Annotated in this window: 21 protein-coding genes; 4 read left to right on the forward strand and 17 right to left on the reverse strand. The window is 46.2% G+C overall.

What is annotated here, in order from left to right; translation table 11 throughout:
* Positions 1-43: 43 nt before the first annotated feature.
* The 6 genes from xerD to PPM_RS15660 all read right to left on the reverse strand — a co-directional run bounded on the left by xerD (position 44) and on the right by PPM_RS15660 (position 4,768).
* Positions 44-988 carry a site-specific tyrosine recombinase XerD gene (gene xerD / locus PPM_RS15635; RefSeq protein WP_013371740.1) on the reverse strand — a complete coding sequence of 315 codons (945 nt, stop codon included), beginning with the start codon at positions 986-988 and terminating at the stop codon, positions 44-46.
* A 105-nt stretch (positions 989-1,093) separates the two neighbouring features.
* Complete coding sequence (locus PPM_RS15640; RefSeq protein WP_013371741.1) at positions 1,094-1,336, reverse strand: YqzK family protein; 243 nt, start codon at positions 1,334-1,336, stop codon at positions 1,094-1,096.
* Between the two features lie 164 nt (positions 1,337-1,500).
* Complete coding sequence (locus PPM_RS15645) at positions 1,501-1,998, reverse strand: Fur family transcriptional regulator (RefSeq protein WP_013371742.1); 498 nt, start codon at positions 1,996-1,998, stop codon at positions 1,501-1,503.
* Between the two features lie 101 nt (positions 1,999-2,099).
* Positions 2,100-2,753, reverse strand: coding sequence for a stage II sporulation protein M (gene spoIIM, locus PPM_RS15650; RefSeq protein ID WP_013371743.1), 654 nt, complete (start codon positions 2,751-2,753; stop codon positions 2,100-2,102).
* Between the two features lie 202 nt (positions 2,754-2,955).
* Positions 2,956-4,152, reverse strand: a complete 1,197-nt coding sequence (locus PPM_RS15655; RefSeq protein WP_013371744.1) for an endonuclease Q family protein — start codon at positions 4,150-4,152, stop codon at positions 2,956-2,958.
* A 4-nt stretch (positions 4,153-4,156) separates the two neighbouring features.
* Positions 4,157-4,768: an NUDIX domain-containing protein gene (locus tag PPM_RS15660; protein ID WP_013371745.1), complete on the reverse strand. Its 612-nt coding sequence runs from the start codon at positions 4,766-4,768 to the stop codon at positions 4,157-4,159.
* Positions 4,769-4,901: 133 nt separating this feature from the next.
* Here PPM_RS15660 and mciZ point away from each other — a divergent pair, with 133 nt between their 5' ends.
* The gene (gene mciZ, locus PPM_RS28670) at positions 4,902-5,045 is read left to right on the forward strand and encodes a Z-ring formation inhibitor MciZ (RefSeq protein WP_013371746.1); all 144 of its coding nucleotides are present in this window, start codon (positions 4,902-4,904) and stop codon (positions 5,043-5,045) included.
* 70 nt (positions 5,046-5,115) lie between these two features.
* Here the strand turns inward: mciZ and PPM_RS15665 are convergent, their stop codons facing one another.
* Positions 5,116-6,249, reverse strand: coding sequence for a tripeptidase T (locus tag PPM_RS15665; RefSeq protein WP_013371747.1), 1,134 nt, complete (start codon positions 6,247-6,249; stop codon positions 5,116-5,118).
* A gap of 85 nt (positions 6,250-6,334) precedes the next feature.
* Between PPM_RS15665 and prli42 the strand changes: the two genes are divergently transcribed.
* Positions 6,335-6,439 (forward strand): stressosome-associated protein Prli42, encoded by a 105-nt coding sequence (gene prli42, locus PPM_RS29055; RefSeq protein ID WP_016822268.1) that lies wholly within the window; start codon positions 6,335-6,337, stop codon positions 6,437-6,439.
* Positions 6,440-6,557: 118 nt separating this feature from the next.
* Here the strand turns inward: prli42 and lipB are convergent, their stop codons facing one another.
* From lipB to PPM_RS15695, 6 genes are all read right to left on the reverse strand, one after another.
* Complete coding sequence (lipB, locus tag PPM_RS15670) at positions 6,558-7,256, reverse strand: lipoyl(octanoyl) transferase LipB (protein ID WP_013371748.1); 699 nt, start codon at positions 7,254-7,256, stop codon at positions 6,558-6,560.
* Between the two features lie 45 nt (positions 7,257-7,301).
* A complete protein-coding gene (locus PPM_RS15675; RefSeq protein ID WP_013371749.1) occupies positions 7,302-8,693 on the reverse strand; it encodes a dihydrolipoamide acetyltransferase family protein in 1,392 nt (463 codons plus the stop codon).
* An 89-nt stretch (positions 8,694-8,782) separates the two neighbouring features.
* Positions 8,783-9,769 carry an alpha-ketoacid dehydrogenase subunit beta gene (locus PPM_RS15680; protein WP_013371750.1) on the reverse strand — a complete coding sequence of 329 codons (987 nt, stop codon included), beginning with the start codon at positions 9,767-9,769 and terminating at the stop codon, positions 8,783-8,785.
* Positions 9,770-9,771: 2 nt separating this feature from the next.
* Positions 9,772-10,800 (reverse strand): thiamine pyrophosphate-dependent dehydrogenase E1 component subunit alpha, encoded by a 1,029-nt coding sequence (locus tag PPM_RS15685; RefSeq protein ID WP_013371751.1) that lies wholly within the window; start codon positions 10,798-10,800, stop codon positions 9,772-9,774.
* Positions 10,801-10,940: 140 nt separating this feature from the next.
* The gene (gene lpdA / locus PPM_RS15690) at positions 10,941-12,362 is read right to left on the reverse strand and encodes a dihydrolipoyl dehydrogenase (protein WP_013371752.1); all 1,422 of its coding nucleotides are present in this window, start codon (positions 12,360-12,362) and stop codon (positions 10,941-10,943) included.
* 124 nt (positions 12,363-12,486) lie between these two features.
* Positions 12,487-12,720, reverse strand: coding sequence for a hypothetical protein (locus PPM_RS15695; RefSeq protein WP_014599988.1), 234 nt, complete (start codon positions 12,718-12,720; stop codon positions 12,487-12,489).
* A gap of 207 nt (positions 12,721-12,927) precedes the next feature.
* Between PPM_RS15695 and PPM_RS15700 the strand changes: the two genes are divergently transcribed.
* Entirely contained in the window at positions 12,928-13,524 is a 597-nt protein-coding gene (locus PPM_RS15700; protein WP_170973174.1) for a thymidine kinase, read from the forward strand.
* A 165-nt stretch (positions 13,525-13,689) separates the two neighbouring features.
* The gene (locus PPM_RS15705) at positions 13,690-14,466 is read left to right on the forward strand and encodes a sporulation protein (RefSeq protein WP_017427508.1); all 777 of its coding nucleotides are present in this window, start codon (positions 13,690-13,692) and stop codon (positions 14,464-14,466) included.
* 113 nt (positions 14,467-14,579) lie between these two features.
* On the opposite strand, the gene PPM_RS15710 is transcribed toward PPM_RS15705, so the two are convergent.
* The 4 genes from PPM_RS15710 to PPM_RS15730 form a co-directional block, all read right to left on the reverse strand.
* Entirely contained in the window at positions 14,580-14,987 is a 408-nt protein-coding gene (locus tag PPM_RS15710; protein ID WP_013371756.1) for a hypothetical protein, read from the reverse strand.
* Positions 14,988-15,346: 359 nt separating this feature from the next.
* Complete coding sequence (locus PPM_RS15715; RefSeq protein ID WP_013371757.1) at positions 15,347-15,850, reverse strand: hypothetical protein; 504 nt, start codon at positions 15,848-15,850, stop codon at positions 15,347-15,349.
* A gap of 171 nt (positions 15,851-16,021) precedes the next feature.
* Positions 16,022-17,184, reverse strand: a protein-coding gene (locus PPM_RS15720; protein ID WP_414056384.1) for an IS3 family transposase whose coding sequence is annotated in 2 segments (ribosomal slippage) — positions 16,022-16,920 and positions 16,920-17,184 — 1,164 coding nt in all. Because the reading frame shifts where the segments join, the coding sequence is not laid out codon by codon here.
* Between the two features lie 128 nt (positions 17,185-17,312).
* On the reverse strand, positions 17,313-19,013 hold the full coding sequence (locus PPM_RS15730) for a methyl-accepting chemotaxis protein (RefSeq protein WP_014599991.1): 1,701 nt from the start codon (positions 19,011-19,013) through the stop codon (positions 17,313-17,315).
* Positions 19,014-19,032: the final 19 nt, after the last annotated feature.

A 19,032-nucleotide genomic window follows, 5' to 3' on the forward strand; every position in this document is an offset into this window, starting at 1 on the left:
AAGTTATAGTCATTATCACATTTTCTATAATAGCAAAGCGACGTTACGTTTGATCCTTGCTATCATGAGAAGTGCGGTTACCGCCGTGCGGGTGATGCATTTCATATACTTCCTTCATGTTCCGTCTAGCGGTCTGTGCATATACCTGCGTCGTTGCTAGATCAGCATGACCCAGCATTTCCTGTACAGAGCGTAAGTCCGCTCCGCCCTCCAGCATATGTACCGCAAAGGAGTGCCGCAGCGTATGGGGCGTGATATCCTTGCTTATGCCTGCTTCCTGAGCGTACTTCTTAATTATTTTCCAGAAGCCCTGTCTACTGAGCCGCTGACCCGATACATTCAAGAACAAGGCTTCCTGCTTTGTCTGAGCCTCTTCACCCTGCCCGGGTCGCAGCAACGCTGGACGCTGCTCGTCCAAGTAGGCTTGTGCCCACTGTGATGCCTCACGACTGATCGGTACAACACGCTCCTTGCCCGCCTCACCGCCACAGTGTACAAAGCGCAAATCTATGCGCACATCACACACGTTCAGGGCAATCAGCTCTGATACGCGGATGCCCGTCGCATACAACAACTCTAGCATGGCCTTATCTCGTCCCCCCTGCGGGGCACTCACATCCGGCGCTGCCAGTAAACGCTCTATTTCATCCTGCGTCAACACCGAGGGCTTCTTTTTAGTGGCTTTGGGCAGTTCCACCAGAACGGACGGGTCATGGATTGCGATTCCCTCCCGAATGAGAAAATGAAAAAAGGAGCGTATCGAGGCGACGCTACGTGAAATTGTCGCCGCGGCTTTTCCCTGTTCCTTCAGATGCCCCAAATACAGCACCAGATGTGACCGCTGTACATTGTCCGGCTGCTCAAGGCCACAGCTTTCTGCGAATTCGGCAAACTGCTGTACGTCCCGCTGATACGCTTCCAATGTGCTGCGCGACAAACCTTTTTCCTCTTCCATATATTGAACGAAAGGTTGAATATACATTTTCATGAGTTCCAAAAGTCTCCTTGTCCTGCATACAGCGATTCAAGTTGTTGCGCCTGCTTCTTCGTGTGCGGCCTTCATATCATCATCTCATCGTGAAGATTACATAGACTACTCACCATACCAATAAAAGAAACGTAAACGTTCCAACACTCCGATTCGTTGCTCGGACCCTTCATTCACTGTTTGTCCGCCAAATACCTTAACTGCATGTCCTTCCGGTATTCGGTAATGATCTACAGGTGTTATCCAATCTGTAAACAGCCTGAGGCTATAAAAGAACATACATGCCAACACCCCGAACAATATCAGCAAGCGCAGCCATTGTAGTCCTCTCCGTAATGATAGTACCATGTGGATCAGCCGCCTTCCCAAAATATAGTCCCTATGTAGGGCTCTCTATGGAAGGGTATGACAAGCTATTCTGTTTTATACCACTTGGTCCTACACAGTAAATTCCGAACCAAAAAAGCTCCCCCGAACGCGTCTTCGTCGGTGAGAGCTTGGGTGTCAGCTTATTAATCCTGGGATTTGTTTTTCTTGGTTTTGCCCGAGGATTTCTGGGCAGTTGTATCGTTCTTCGCCTTACAACGATAACAAATACCGTGGAAGTCCAAACGATGATCCACTACAGTAAAATTATATTCCCGTTCCAAACGCTCCTCTAACGGTCCAAGCCAATCTTCCAGTATTTCATCTACACTGCCGCACTGCACACATATCAAATGGTGGTGGTGATGTTTGGCTGTATCGCCGCGTAAGTCATAACGCGCAACGCCATCGCCAAAATTAATTTTCTCCACGACATGCAGTTCACTTAGCAGTTCTAGGGTACGGTATACGGTTGCCAGACCGATTTCGGGAGCTTTTTCTTTGACGAGCATAAATACATCTTCCGCACTCAGATGATCATCTTCGTTCTCAAGTAAAACTCTGACGGTGGCTTCCCGCTGAGGCGTTAGTTTGTAGCCCTGGGATTGCAGCTGCTGCTTAATTTTTTCGATCCGTGCTTCCATGTGTCTCCCTCCCCCTGCAAAGCTACTGCCTACTGCACTTTTTTTCACTCCTATTATTATAGGGGGTCTATACAAATAAAGTCAAACATTTTGAAATGAGATCAAGATGTCACGGAAGCCGTCAGCATAGGAGTGACCCATTGCATCATAACCGGGGTGACCCAGGTTTCAAAGGATGCGCTGCCGATAAGCAGCACCATCATCACAGCAGTCAATCCTGCGTAAGAAAGCAACGGACGCAACATCCCGTCTGATGGCCGAGTAGCAAGTATTTTAGTTTTGATCATATGAATGGAAAAAGTCATCGCAGCCACACTACAGACGAGCAGTACCGGAATCACGAGCAGGTTATGTGGAGCAACGGAAACCAATGAAAATAATAGTCCTTTCCACGAATATTGCCCTACCATATAACCTACAGAAAATCCGATCAGCACACCCTTGAGAAAATTCAATACAAGAATACCTGGGAGTCCGATGACCGAAAGCCCGCATACCCAGATGAGGCCCACCCATTTAAGATGTAGTGATACGCTGTCCCAAAAGGTCGAGGCCGCCTGCGAATCAGCAAAGCCCTGCTTGTTTTGATTGACCGTCACAAAAAAATCCTTCAGGTAACGGGACAAATCCTGTAACTGTTCCAGGGAGAGTGCATTTACCATGAGTGCGCCAAAAACAACTCCCACTAGAAACAGTACAGCCAAGAAAACATAATACGGCGTCTGATCCTTTAACGTATGACGAAACCATTGCATCGGGTCCTGCCCCTTTCATCTGCTTGTTTGTCCAAAAAACAACCGTAATCCGACGGCTGATGGCTAGAAATGGGGCAGCTTTCGCTGCAAATCTAACATCACGAATGATGCGCCAAGCCAACGGCAGAGATATTTTATGGTTATGAACAAGCAGACGCTGATATGCCTTTTTAGGGAGACAAGACTTGACTAGGACACTTTACTAGGACTTCGCTATTTTTCCGTATGTTCCACCACCACCGGATACCAGCGCCAGGCGTCCTTCGCGTGAAAGCACAATCTGCTCTGCCAACACTTTACCGACGACCTCTGACAGTTCCTCTTGCGTAACCTCATGTAAAATATTCATTTCTGTTCCGAAGGCTGCTAACAGCTGGTTCAGCTTGGCTTTACCCAAGCCTGGAATAAATTCCAGCGGAATCTGGTAAATGTAAGGAGGACGATGGGAGGGAATTACAGGCTGTTCACGATCGGCAATGCTCCAGATTCGATCGAGCACACCCCGCACCAGCTTGGTATGCCCACAGTTAGGGCAACGTTCGTCCGCCATCTGCTGCTCATCAATAATCGTACCGCAGCTTTGACAGTAAGAGCGATGGTATTTTCCAAGTTTGGGATTCAAACCGTAGTTGGCACACACTCGTCGTCCTTCACGCCGCTCCAAAGCCATCCTGAATTCATCAAAACTCGGCTTCGCCAATGATAATTTGTTGTACTCTCGTCCAATTTTCCCGAGTGAGTGGGCATCTGAATTCGTGAGAAAGCTGAAACGATCCAGCTCAGAAATCAAACCAGCCATAGATGAATCTGCGCTCAGCCCCAGTTCCACCCCGCTAATGAGCTCCATATCCAGCAGTTCCTCCATACGAGCTGCAGAACTGCCGTAAATGCCCTTATGCGGAGTGAACACATGCGCAGGCACCATAATGCCTCCACGACCGTAAATTTGCTGCTGCAACTCACGTGGCGGTGCGTAGATCCGTTGTGAGCTGAGATTGACATTTTTCATATGCTTACTCAGCCATTGGGTAAAATCCTCCATCGCCGCCAGATCAGGAAAATAAGCCAGTACGTGTGCTTCGGGATGACCTTCAGCCCGTATTTCCAGCTCCGTGCCAAGTAGAATCACTGTATCCCTGTATGCGATGCCACCACCGCTGATTTCTTCCATTTCACCTGTATGCAAATAGCTACGAATATCTTCCTGTACATTAGGCGCATGGCAGTCAATAATCCCGATGAGCCCAATCCCTTTGCGACCGGAGGCTTCCTTGGCTATATTGGCAAACGTTAGATCACGGCTACCACTAATTTTGACTGGAGCTCCTTTCTCCGTTCTGCCAATATGAATATGCAGGTCTGCAAAGTAGTTGTTAAGTTCTATTATATTTGTATCCATCCGCTTAGAAGCTCCCTGTTTGTTGGCGAAGTTGCCATGCATAGACGGCCAGAATCGTTTTGGCATCACTAATGCGTCCTTCACGAATAAGCGTGTGCGCTTCTTCCAGGGCCACTTCAAATAGCTCCAGAAATTCATCCTCATCCGGTTCCATCTCACCTCGCTCCAGGTCTTCGGCCACATACAGATGTATGATTTCATCCGCAAAGCCAGGAGATGTATAAAAAGAGTGCAGCAGCTTCAGCGATTTGGCTGTATAGCCTGTTTCTTCTCTCAATTCACGTCCCGCTGCTTCCAGCGGGTCTTCACCTCGCTCCAGCTTGCCTGCGGGGATTTCAACCTCACATCGCCCCATAGCTTGTCTGTACTGGTCCACGACCAGCATTTTCCCCTCATGCAGAGCTAAAACTGCCACCGCACCTGGATGCTTTACGATTTCACGCTTTCCAGTGGAACCGTCGGGAAGCTCTACCGTGTCTACCTGTACCGTAATGACCTTTCCTTCAAAAATAGGCTGTGTGGACACGGTCTTTTCCTCCAGCGCAGGATTGGAATAAGGCTTGCGAAGTGTATTGTTTGTTGGATTGTTCACTTGTTCGTTCGTTTGGTCGTTCATCAGACATGTTGCCTCCTTCGTCTTCTATCTTTCTTTCATTATTAATTATCTCCAACATTAGTCTAACTTGTCCACTTGGGACATATGCTGGGGGTAGTATATCAAAACTTCTGCTATAAGGAGATTTCAGAACATGAAAAGCTACCGAACTGAAACCACCCTCCATATCGTCGGCAAAGCCTGGCAGATACAAGCCCTCCTGCGTCAATGGCAAAAGGAATACGGACCTACAGCCACTATTGCTTCGCTAACTGTTCCAAAAAAGGTTCAGATCTAAAGGAGGAACAACGTTCCTGTCTTTAGCCTGAACCCTTTTTTCGGTATATTGTAAATATAAGAAGTAAGTCTTACTTTGTAGTTTCTTGGATCAGAGCTACGACTACTTCAGCAACCTTCACTAGATCATCGGCCTTGATCTTTTCCTCTGTGGTGTGGATGTTCTGGTAGCCTACCGCCAAATTCACCGTTGGAATACCAAGCCCGTTGAATACATTGGCATCTGAGCCGCCACCGGAATGGAAGGTTGATGTTGCCATTCCCAGTCCTTGAATGGCACGCTGTGCAACCTGTACAACTTCATCATGCTCCGTAAAGCTGAATGCTGGATAGATGACTTCACTGCGGAACTCTCCCTGAGCACCAAATTCACGCGTAGTGGTTTCGAGCGCTTCACGCATATGCTGAATTTGATGATTAACCTTTTCCTGTACAATACTGCGAGCCTCCGCACGGATCAATACAAAATCGCAGACCACATTCGTCGCGCCGCCGCCCTCGAAACTGCCGATGTTAGCAGTCGTCTCCTTATCAATGCGTCCCAATTTCATTTTAGAAATTGCTTTAGAAGCGACTTGAATGGCACTAATGCCATCTTCAGGATTGACCCCCGCATGAGCGGACTTTCCAGTAATTCTCATTTCAATACGTGCCTGTGTGGGAGCAGCTATACAAATAGAACCGACTTCACCGTTCGAATCCAAAGCGTATCCGAAGTCAGAATCCAGGACTTCCGACTTCATCGCCCGTGCACCCATTAAACCAGATTCCTCGCCAGCCGTAATCACGAACTGAATTTGACCATGGGGTATGTTCTGCTCGCGCACGACACGAATCGCCTCGAACAAAGCAGCAATCCCAGCCTTGTCGTCCGCACCCAGAATTGTTGAACCATCACTGCGAATCCAGCCATCCTCACCCAACTGCGGTTTGATTCCTTTGCCTGGAGTCACGGTATCCATGTGACAGGTGAAAAATATTTTGGGTGCTTGCTCCACACCTTCCGCTTTCCAGGTAACAATCAAATTGCCCGAACCATGTCCCGTTCTTTCGCGAGAATCGTCTTCTACGACATCCAGTCCAAGTGCATTAAACTTTTCTTTCAGAACACGTGATATTTCCTGTTCATGCTTCGTTTCACTATCCACCTGTACGAGTTCCATAAATTCCTGTACGATTCGGTCTTTTACTATCTCTACTGTCATTAAACTTTCCTCTCTTTCCCGATTACGTTACAATACGGATAGATGTTCTTATCTATGACTTAAACCTATCCTAAAGGAGTTACACATGTCTAACAAAAAATGGGTTCGTTTTTTCGTCTACGTTATGCTCGCAGCTATGATTGGTTCTACACTGTTCATGGTGATTGAGCCGTTTATTATGCCACTATAATAGCTATATCGCTCAAGGTTGAACTACTTCAAGATCCGTTGAAGCTATGTGTAGACGAGCTGCTGCACAAGCAAAGAGGCGGGCTCCCGTGTTAATTACACAATTGCCCGCCTGACCTTTATTGGAAGGAATGCGTTTGCCATTGCGCAGCAAATGAAAATTGCTGTTCAAAGTACGGTACAATTTCCTTCGCAATCTGTTCCACCGAAAAAGACTGCTGTGTACAGTCCTCTAATGATGTCACACCGTATTCCTGAATTCCGCACGGAACAATGCCTTCAAAGCCCTCATGCTGTATTCCTGACTTGATGTTAAAGGCAAAGCCATGGCTGGTTACGAAGCCTCGACGGTGCTTACATTTGTTAAATTTGACACCAATGGCCGCAATTTTAAGATTCCCGATCCATACCCCCGTATATTCAGGCTTACGGCTCCCTTCAATCCCATAAGATGCCAGCAACTGAATGATCACTTCTTCCAGACTTCGAAGGTATCCGTGCAGATTTAACGCCTCTCGGTTGCCAAGCACAAGTAGGGGATATCCGACAAGTTGCCCTGGTCCATGATATGTAATATCTCCCCCACGATCAATCTGAAAGACGCTGATTCCCTTCTCTTTCAGCTGCTCTGGTGTAAGGAGCAAATGCTCAGGATGCCTCTGGGAACCAATGGTGTAGGTTGGTGGATGCTGGAGAAGCATAAGCGTTTCTCTCGCCTCCCCCGCATCCAGCTTTCCCACAATCTCCTTCTGGACATCCCAAGCATGGGCATATTCCATCCTATTCGTATAGGTTACATCAAGCGGTCGTCTATTCACGGCCTGTCACTTCCTCTCCGTCCATTTACCTAACTGTTCGGATGATTAGTACAGCTTCGTATCCAAGGTGTAGCCTTCTAGATTTTCTTTAACCCGTTGCAGGAATCGTCCGCAAATCACTCCATCTAAAATACGATGATCCAGCGACAGACACAGATTAGCCATTGAGCGCACCGCAATCATATCATCAATAACCACTGGTCTTTTGACAATGGATTCAAAGGTAAGAATTGCAGCCTGCGGATAGTTAATCACCGGATAAGATAAAATTGAACCAAAGGAACCTGTGTTGTTGACGGTGAACGTTCCACCCTGCATGTCGTCCAGTTTGAGTGTACCTTCGCGAGTTTTACGTGCCAAATCGTCAATTTCACGAGCTAAGCCAGCAATATTTTTCTGATCGGCCTTTTTAATAACAGGAGTAAGAACGGAGTCCTCTGTACCTACGGCCAACGAAATATTGATGTCTCTTTTGATGATAATTTTATCCACTGCCCATACCGAATTCATGATCGGATATTCCTTGATTGCATTCACGACTGCTTTCATGAGAAAAGCAAGATACGTAATATTGATGCCTTCTTTTTGTTTGAACTCGTTTTTGATCTTGTTGCGGAGCATCACCAGATTGGTCACATCCACTTCAATCGTCGTCCAGGCATGAGGAATTTCCGAAACACTTTGCCGCATATTGCGGGCAATTGCACTACGAATGGGTGTAACATCAATAAAATACTCGGATCTGTTATTGTTGCCACCCTCAACTTCGATCATAGGAACTTTTGGAGCTTCCGTTAAATGAATGCCGCTGTTGCGCACCGGAATCGCAGGGTCCATATTTTGAACTGGTGCACTATGCTGAACGGCAGACTGCTGGAGTCCTGTAAAAGGAGATCCTTGTCCTTGCGTGGTTCCACTCGTCTGACCAGTCACTCCAGTTGGAGCAGAGCCGCCCTGCTGCACAAAATTCAACACGTCTTTGCGGGTAATTCTTCCCCCCATGCCTGTGCCTGGCACTCTGCTTAGGTCTACATTGTGCTCAGCAGCCAGTGTTTGGACCGCTGGAGAAAAACGTCCGCGCATGGACTGATCCGATCCAACACTCTGCTGGGATTGTGCTTGCACGTTGCTTTGAGATGCTGGTGCCGCAGGTGTCCCTCCTGTTGATGCTGTAGGTGCAGCCGACTTCGTCTGGATACGGCAAATCAACTCGCCTACCGCTACCGTCTGACCTTCCTCTGCCAACAGGTCACCCATAATCCCATCCAATGTGGAGGGAATTTCTGCGTTCACTTTATCTGTAATGACCTCGCAAATTGGCTCGAATTGCTCTACTGGATCACCAGGTTGTTTCAGCCATTTGGCGATTGTCGCTGATACGAGCGATTCAGCCAATTGCGGCATGGTCACGTCGTTCCATTGTGTTTGGTCTGACATTTTTTTCAACTCCTTAACATCATAGAAGGGCGCGTTTTATCGCTGCCCCACTACACTTTTGGAATGCTTTCGCCCGAATCTGCTCTATATTAATACATTGCGAGACGACGCATGGCTTCCTTTACTTTATCCTTGTTTAACATATAAAACTTCTCCATCGGTGGACTGATCGGCATGGCTGGCACATCAGGAGCGCACAGACGCTCAATCGGTGCATCCAGTTCGAACAGACACTCTTCATTAATAATAGCCGATACTTCGGCACCGATACCGCCCGTTTTGTTGTCCTCATGAACGATTAAAACCTTACCTGTATGTCGTGCAGCCTCAATAATGGCTTCGCGATCCAAAGGCTGGAGTGTGCGCAAATCCACAACATGTGCGGTAATGCCCTCTTCCTTCTCCAATTCCTCAGCTGCCTGCATAACAAAATGCAACGGCTGGCTATATCCGATGACCGTAATATCGTCACCCTCACGTAGCAGATTAGCCTTGCCAATTGGAACGATATAATCATCCTCAGGCACTTCACCCTTAATCAGCTTGTAGGATTTTTTATTTTCAAAAAACAGCACTGGATCAGGGTCACGAATGGCTGCTTTCAACAATCCTTTGGCATCATAAGGTGTAAATGGAGCAACAATTTTTAAACCCGGTGTACCAAAAAAGATAGATTCCGGACACTGAGAATGATATAAACCACCAAAAATACCGCCACCGATGGGGGCGCGGATCACCACAGGGCAATTCCAATCGTTGTTAGAGCGGTAGCGGATTTTAGCCGCTTCACTAATAATCTGATTCGTCGCTGGCAGCATGAAGTCCGAATATTGCATTTCGGCAATCGGCTTCATTCCGTACATCGCCGCACCAATAGCAACGCCTGCAATCGCCGACTCTGCCAATGGCGTATCCATGACACGTTGCTCACCGAATTGGTCCATGAGCCCCTTAGTCGTTGTAAAAACACCGCCTTTTACGCCGACGTCCTCACCTAATACAAAAACCGTTTCATCCTGCTCCATTTCTTCTCTCATAGCAAGACGTATCGCATCAATATATTCCATAATCGCCATCGTTACCGACCCTCCCCATCGCTATCAGCATACACATGCAGCAGCGTATCTTCAGGCTTTGGAAAAGGCGCATTGTCTGCATATTCAATGGCTTCCTTGACTTCGAGCAGCAGCTCGGCCGACAGATCTGCATCTTTGGCCTCGTCCCAAATGCCGCATTCAATCAAGTAACTCTTCATGCGGGCTACGCCGTCCTTGGCCCAGTTTTCATCCACTTCCTCCTTGGTCCGGTAAGCCAGATCATTATCCGAGGTGGAGTGAGGGGACAGACGGTACATCATCGCTTCGATTAGCGTAGGACCTTCACCGCGGACAGCACGTTCACGTGCTTCCTTCACCGCGGCATATACGGCTAGCGCATCATTACCGTCGACACGAATACCAGGGAATCCGTAACCCAATGCCCGGTCGCTTACCTTGCCTGCCAACTGCTTATGAATCGGAACCGATATTGCATATTGATTGTTCTCACACATAATGATGACTGGCAGCTTCTGTACACCTGCAAAGTTACAGCCTTCGTGAAAATCCCCCTGATTACTGGAGCCTTCCCCAAACGTAACAAACGACACAAAATCCTTTTTCTGCATCTTGGCGGCCAACGCAACACCCACTGCATGTGGAACCTGTGTCGTCACTGGGCTGGAGCCTGTCACGATACGCAGCCGTTTACTACCAAAATGCCCTGGCATCTGGCGCCCTCCACTATTAGGGTCATCTGCCTTGGCAAATGCCGACAGCATCAATTCCCGCGGCGTCATGCCGACTGCAAGCACAAATCCGTAATCCCGGTAATAGGGAAGGAAATAGTCCTTTTCCCGGTCCAGAGCGAAAGCTGCACCTACTTGTGCCGCTTCCTGTCCAATGCCGGAAACGTGGAAATTAATTTTCCCTGCCCGTTGCAGGAGCATGTTGCGCTCGTCAAATCTTCTTGCGAGCAACATATATCTGTACATATCAATTACTTGTCCGTGAGTAAGTCCCAGCTGCTCATGTCTGAAGCCAGCGTCTACAGCGCCTTTAGAACTCATTGAGGCACCTCCTTAAATGTCAAACATCCTACTTTCAGCACCTAGTACCATCTTGTCTTAAAACCTGGTACTAAACTCTGACTAACCCCATTATAATCCTTTTCGCCCCAAAAAGAAAAGTACCGATTTATTTGAAACGTTTATATGCCTATCGCTTGTCCATCAACTGCCAGCATCGCTTCTCCCAAAATCTCCGACAACGTTGGATGCGGATGAATAAGCTGTCCGACTTCCCACGGCGTAGCATCCAGCAATTGCGCAAGAGCGGCCTCGCTGATCAGATCCGTTACATGCGTACCGATCATATGTACACCAAGAATATCATTGGTTTGCTGGTCCGCCACCACTTTCACGAAGCCGTCTCGACTACCGTATACTAGCGATTTTCCGATAGCTTGGAAAGGGAACTTCCCTGTTTTCACCTGGTGTCCACGTTCACGGGCTTCCTGCTCCGTCAAGCCGACGCTTGCGGCTTCAGGACGTGTGTAAATACACCGCGGAATCATATAGTTGGGTACGCTGTGAAACTCTTCGCCCGCCAAATGATGAACTGCCTGCAAGCCTTCATGACTCGCGGCATGGGCCAGTTGTAAGCCGCCGATGCAATCCCCGATGGCGTAGATATGTGGCTCATTTGTCTGCAAATGCTCATTAACCGAGATAAAGCCACGCTCCACGCGGATATCCGTATTTTCCAGCCCGATATTTTCCACATTCGCCTGACGACCTACAGAAATGAGCAGTTTGGAAACACTGAGGGTTTCGGTTTCTTCACCTTTTTGCACGTCAATCTGTACGCCTTCCTCATCCTTGCCGTAGGTTTCAGCCAACACTTGTGCCCCCGTCAGCACCTTGACACCACGCTTGGTTAACAAGCGCTGCATTTCACGCGAAACGTCCTCGTCCTCCGTAGGAATAAGTCGATTCGCGGCCTCAACCACCGTAACCTCCACGCCAAAATCATTTAGCATGGAAGCCCATTCCACGCCAATGACCCCACCACCCACGATAATCAGGGATGCTGGCAGGTTCTCCATAGTCAATGCTTCGTCACTGCTCAGAATAAATTCGCCATCTGGCTCCAGTCCAGGCAGCACACGCGGACGTGATCCTGTTGCAATAATGAGGTGTGCCGGAACAATCGTCTCCATCTCACCATCTTCTAGTTCCACAGCCACTGCACCGCTTTTAGGAGAAAATATAGACGGTCCAATCACGCGTCCCTTACCGCTCAGCACCGTAATTTTATTTTTCCGCATCAAAAATTGAACGCCCTGGTGTAGCTGCTCCACAACGGCTTCCTTACGTTCCTGAACCTTGGGAAATACAAGCTGTGCTCCCGATGTCTCAATACCATATTGCGCACTTTCTTTAATCGTTGCATATACTTCCGCACTGCGCAGCAAAGCCTTGCTCGGAATACAACCACGGTGCAGACAGGTTCCGCCGAGCTTGTCCTTTTCGATGATCACCACTTCCTTGCCGAGTTGGGCTGCGCGAATTGCTGCTACATACCCTCCGGTTCCTCCACCCAAAATAGCGACATCACAATGTATAGTCATGTTTCTCCTCCATTAACATTGATTATATATAGCTTATTGTACTCTCTTTATTTCACTGTACAAAATTTAGCGTTTAGGCATAGGCTGCAAATCATCATCTACCTAATCTAGATATCTCTCCATATCATTCATACAGTGCATCTCGTAATTTGGTAGCCATTCTTGGACTTTGTGCTGATTTGGCTCGCAACGCCTTGCGAAACGATTCATTTTGCTTGCTCAGAAAATCAAGCTCTGTCTCCAACTCAATGATTAGCTCCAGAGCTTGCCGGCTAATCAGTCCTTGTTCCAGTAATACTCTTTTTTTGGCACTATAATCCGTGTTTTTTTCGTCCATGCCTTCCACTCTTCCCTTCATTCCACTACGCTTCACCATATCATGCCCGCGGCGGCAGAGCAATGACGACCACATTTACGATTTAGGAATAGACATACAAAAACATGTCGAAAAACAATATATTTTCTCTAGTCTGTATGTGGCTCGTTATGGTAATCTATAATGGCGTTTTCTTTCGGAGATGAAGATTTACAGCGTTATGTACATGTTAAGAGAGGGGAATTCGCTTTGCCTACAGGACGAATTACGATTATAACAGGCCCCATGTTCAGCGAAAAATCCGGCGAATTGATTCGCCGTTGTCAGAAACTAATCCAATACGGGCATCGCAAGGTGGTCGCTTACAAACCAGCTGAAGACAACCGTTATGCGGAGGATGAAATTGTAAGCCGAATCGGATATCGGCTGCCCGCTATCTCTATTCCAAGAAAACTCACGGATGAGCTCGTTCAGCGTATTTTGCAAGAAACGAAAGATGCCGATGTGGTTGCCTTTGACGAAGTCCAGTTTTTCAGTCGGCATATTATGTCGCTCATACAAGAGTTAGCTTATTGCGGAAAGCATGTCATTGCCGATGGGCTAAATCTGGATTACCGAGGCAAGGAGTTCGGCTATGTCGGTGGTCTGCTCGCTATGGCAGATGACATCGAGAAACTGACTTCCTTCTGCGCTGTATGCGGCAGCTCGGAAGCAGTATTTACGCAGCGTATGGTCAATGGAAAACCTTCCACTGTAGGACCTATCGTGATGATCGGTGACTCTGAGGCTTATGAGCCTCGTTGTCGTAATTGCTTTATACCTCCTCATAAAGTGAACTGCGAATAGTAAGCTACATGGGGCGGCAAACTCCATACGCCCACTTGTTTTCCATTACTTTTTTCTTGCATTTTTTTGGAACGGTTCAAGCTATTTCCCCGTATATCCGTTAAGCTGTACAAGTTTTTATTTTTTTGTGCATAATAACCATAAGATTATCGGGGGGACGGAATGATGAGTTTCTTTAACAAGATCTTAGCAAGTGCAGGAATCGGTTCAGCCAAAGTCGATACGTTGGTGGATCAGACTGTATATGTGCCTGGAGAAGAACTTAGTGGCATCATACGTATCAAAGGCGGTAAAATTGATCAGGAAATCGGCAAAATTGACATTGAACTCAAGACTGAATATATCGTAGAGCACGATGATAAAAAAACCGTCACCACCTGCTGCATTGCGCGGATCAAGGTATCTGATGGCTTTCATCTAAAGCAAGGACAGGAGCTTGAAACTCCTTTTTCCTTTAGGTTGCCTTTGGAAACTCCTGTTACTCATGCCAAACAGCCTGTCTGGCTGGAAACAGCATTGGACATTGGCATGGCTTTGGACCCGACCGATCGTGATTCACTCAAAATCGAGCCACATCCTTATATGAGTACGGTGTTTGAGGCGGTTCACCTGTTAGGCTTCCGATTCCGTTCCTCCACCTGTGAACGTCACCCCAAGCTTGGACGCGGTGTTCCATTCGTGCAGGAGTTTGAGTTTACGCCTGGCTCGGAGTATGCACGGGATATCGAGGAGCTAGAGCTGATTATGCAGTTGGAACCCGAGGGTGTCCATGTGCTTGTAGAAGTAGATCGTAGAGGCAGAGGCTTGTCCGGTTGGCTGGAAAATGCCTTTGATATGGATGAGCGTCATGCCTGGTTGAGCTTAAGCCGGGAAGAACTATCCTATGGACCAGATCATATAGCTGATGCGCTAGAGGAATTGATTGACAGGCAAATTCGCTAACAATGTAGTAAAACACTAACAAAAAAACTCCTAACCAATTTACTTACATACGGTTGGGAGTTTTTATTAATTATAAGAATTATTTGATGATGGTTCTCCATAGTCTGTATAGACTAAAGTGGCAGCATATCCTGTCTTTCCGCCTTATGCTTACACTCTTTACATACCCCATACAGCGAACCATTATCATCGGCATAAAAGGTTAATTTTTCTTCTTTTTTACAAAAGGAGCATTTTTGTTTACTCGTGCTCTGAATGGAGTCAGACAGTCCAAATCCAGCTTGGGCCTGAATATCTGCCGCTTTTGTATTCGCGCGTGTACCCGAAGACACTTTAGACTTCATTTCATTGCCAGTGCGGGATTGTCGGGCGGGCTTACGAGGGCGAAATTCAACAACATTACTGCCCCGATGTTCATCCGATTGTTGTTGATTGCCGCTACGTCCACGCCATGCCATAACAATCCAACCCAACGCCACCAACAACACGCCGACGATCACCCAAGTCAGACTATTCCACATGCTCTCATCCCCTCTTTGCTTTAAAATCTTTTACATCCATACCACTAGCCCGTTCAATGCGATGACTTTTGCCTATAACATATGATTGTATATATCCGTGTATACAGCCTCTGTGTTGTTCATTTGATTGCTACCCATGTAAAAATCTACCCTCCAGGGCAACATCCGACTCGCCTCTTAACGAGACATTGATCACGTTCGGTAAATCTTGTTATGCCGAGGAGTATATTGACCCTTTTTACAAATTGTACATGATTCTTTTGAAAAACGGTAATATCCACTCCATGGACACCGTTCTCCTTATCATAATGCTTATCTACTTTCCAAAGCTGAGGACAAAAATGTCCCAGATGGCTACATTACTCCCCTTGATAATAAAAATCAATGAATCTTTTCGTCAACGGATTAAATTTATCAAAACGTTTGCGATGCGGTAAAAAGCCTGACTTATGTACTTGTTCTGCTAATGTTTCTACTTGTTCAAATCGCTTGAAAAAGGGCAACGCGAAAATGTAGATATCTGCCATAATCTCTTGGATCACTCGTTCTCTTTCTGCTTCTGTGGACACAAGGTAATCCCTGTTGCCCATATATTTCTTGGTTAGAGCGATCAACTCACTGTGAAAACAAGCCCCTGTACTATACTTCTTTTTTATACTTTTGGATTCCACGGTAATGTAAACTTTTAATGCACTATATTTGGTCGCGCCGAAACAAATTTCAAATATAAATTCCTTGTTTTCTTTTTTCAAAACTTTTCTGCTTTTCAGATATTTAAAATCATTCAAAAATGGTGTAGCTATGATTTTGTCTATCGCTAACTGACGCAGGTCGCTTGCTTTAAGTTCAGTTTTATTGTCCATGATATCACTCCAACCCAAAAGAATTTCCCACCATTATATCATATCTTTCCAATTACAGGCTCCGCATATCTCCACCTTTTAATCGCAAATATATTTATTAAAAAATGAATAGAAAAAGCCGCTCACAATTGGTCATACCCCTGTCAAGTAGACAGAACTAAAAAGACATCTTTAAGCAGCAACCGTTTCTCGGTATTCAATCGGGGAACGGTTGTTTAATTTTTTCTGAAATCTATTTTCATTATAAAAAGAAATGTACTCCCGTACGTGTTGTTCTACCTCCGCTAGGGTTCCGGGTTTCGTTAAATAAATCTTCTCTGTTTTAAGATGGGAGAAGAAGGATTCTATACAGGCATTGTCTAGGCAATTTCCACGCCTTGAATGGCTCCCAAGCATTCCAAGCCGCTTAAGTTTGCGGTTAAACGGCTTGGAGGTATACTGAAAACCCTGGTCTGAATGGAGAATGACACCCTCCATGTTCACATTCTCACTTAGAACGTCTAGCGTCTCGCTAACTAGAGCAAGGTCATTTCGTTCCGAAAGACGCCAAGCCACGATTTCATTGTTAAACAGATCTTGAATGACAGAGAGATATACAAACCGCTCTCCAGCTCGTATGTATGTAATATCGGTAACCAGCTTGGATAAAGGAGAATCTGCCTGAAATTGTCGATCTAATCGGTTGGCATTTACCACAGATGCCTGTTTGCCAAAAAAACGCCGCTTCTTTCGAATGACGGAACGGATCCCTAATTTCTTCATTAGGCGGTACACCTTTTTGTGATTGACCAAGATACCTTCTCTACGTAAAGCAACGGTCATCCGCAGATAACCAAAATAGGGATGGATCCGGTGGATCGACAACATATGCGATTCCAGAAGCTCTTCTTCTTGCTTACGCTGCTGGGTTGTTTGCTGAGTCTTTCTCCATTTATAATATCCTGCCCGAGAAACATGGGCTAATTCAAGTAACCATTTCAACGAATATCGTGTTCGCATTCCCTCAATAATTTCAAACCTCGCTTCTTTCCTCGTCACTCCTTGTGTAGATTTGGATACTGCTTTTTTAAATATTCAATCTCCGCCCGTAGATACGCCATCTCTTCTTCCATACTGGAAAATTTCGTTTTGGGTCGTCCCTGCCTTGTGGTCGTTGGCTGGAGGTTCTCCCCCGCTCGATATTTCGTCACCCAGCTTTGTACTTGGGATTTATTACGAATGTCCAATTGTTTCGTCACTTCACGAATACTCATATGTTCTTCGTTCACCAACCGGACTGCCTCCATCTTTACATCTAAGGAGTATTGCCGGAATGATTGTCCCTTTTTAGCCACGAAAAATCCCCTCCGTTCAACAAGATTAAGTCCATCTTAACAGATGTCTTTTCTTTCTTGTCTACTAGAAGGGGATAATACCACAATAGAGCGGCTTTTTCCCCTGAAATATAAACCCGGTATACGATTTATACTTTAAATTTACCAATTTGTCCTTGTAGGTCTTCTGCCATTTTGGACAGGTTTCTTGCAGAGGAAGCAATTTCCTCCATCGATGCCAGTTGTTCTTGAGTCGCAGCAGATACGTGTTGCGTCCCAGCTGCAGCCTCTTCAGCAATCGCTGAAATTTGTCTAACAAAGCCAACAATCTCATCGGTACTTGCAGACATTTGCTCCGATCCAGCAGAGACCTCTTCAATTTCACTGGCCACTTTATTAACGGTTTCCTGAATAAGCTCAAAGGATGCCCCCGCATTTTGCACGACTTCCCGACCTGTCATGACATCTCGCCCATTGGACGCTACCGCCTCAATAGCATGCGAGGTATCCTTTTGTATCAATCCCACCAGCTCCGTAATTTGTTGAGCAGAATGAGCCGATTGTTCAGCCAACTTACGCACTTCACCTGCAACTACAGCAAATCCGCTACCGTGATCTCCTGCGCGGGCTGCTTCAATGGCCGCGTTCAGGGCAAGAAGATTGGTCTGACTTGAAATATTGGTGATGACATCAATAATCTTCCCGATTTCATCTGAACGCTCTCCCAATCCAGCCATAAGATCAGCCAAGCTATTCATAGAGTCATTCACACTATTCATTTGGACAACAGCCTGCTGGATCATCTGATTACCTTCAGCTGATTTGTGAGCCGCATCCTGAGCTGATGCAAAAACATTTTGCGCACGGATTGCAATTTGTTCTACACCGATGGACATTTCCTCAATAGCCTGGGACGATTTGGTCACCATATCCACCTGGTCACCTGTCCCTGTAGCAACTTCTTGCACTGTTTCGGTGATTTGCGCAGTTGCTTGGCTATTTTGCTCTGCGCTGGCCGTCAATTCCTCCGAGGAAGTGGTTACCAGCTCGGTCGTACTACTTACAGACTGAATCAGTTGACGAAGATTTGCAACCATCGTATTAAAAGAATGGGCCAAAATACTAATCTCATCCTTGCCTTTCACGACAATGGCTTCCCCAGTAAGGTCACCGGACGCAATGCTTTCAGCAGCACGACTGATGCGCAAAATGGGCTTAGAAATAATTTGGGCTATAATGATCGCCATGATCAATGCTAGTATAACGGCTGCAATACTCAAAACGATAACTAATTGTCTGCCTGAAATAAAGTTGTCAACAGCTTCTTTCGTAATCAGTTTTGATCCATCTGCATTCAACTTAATGAGCTGACTGATCATATCGTTTGAACTATACCATAACTTATAGGATTCTTGGTGAAGGATGCTTGATTGAGTGTAATCATTAGCTCTCCCTGCTGCAATCATTTCTGGTAACTTAGTCAAATACTCCGTATAAGTTTTGGAGAATTGTTCATACATTTCACGTTCCTTAGGAGTAGCAATTAATTTTTCGTATGTTTTTCGGTCTTCTTCAACTTTCTTTAAAACCTTATCATATTCGGCCTGAACCTTCTCCATTTCCTCCGGGTCACGTTCTACAATAATGTTTAATGAGAGCCGCTCTACATCAGATATATCACCATTTAGTGTTCCGAGGATGGTCACACTTGGCATCCAATGGCTATCAATTTCCATTGAAGTATCGCCTAACTTTTTCATTCTCGAGATCGATACTGTACTAATCACAACCAACAGGATTATTACCGCAAGGAAACCCAATAACAATTTTGTTCGAATGTTAAATTTCATATATTCGCTCCTCAGTTCT

The sequence above is a fragment of the Paenibacillus polymyxa M1 genome (assembly GCF_000237325.1).
Classification (GTDB): domain Bacteria; phylum Bacillota; class Bacilli; order Paenibacillales; family Paenibacillaceae; genus Paenibacillus; species Paenibacillus polymyxa_C.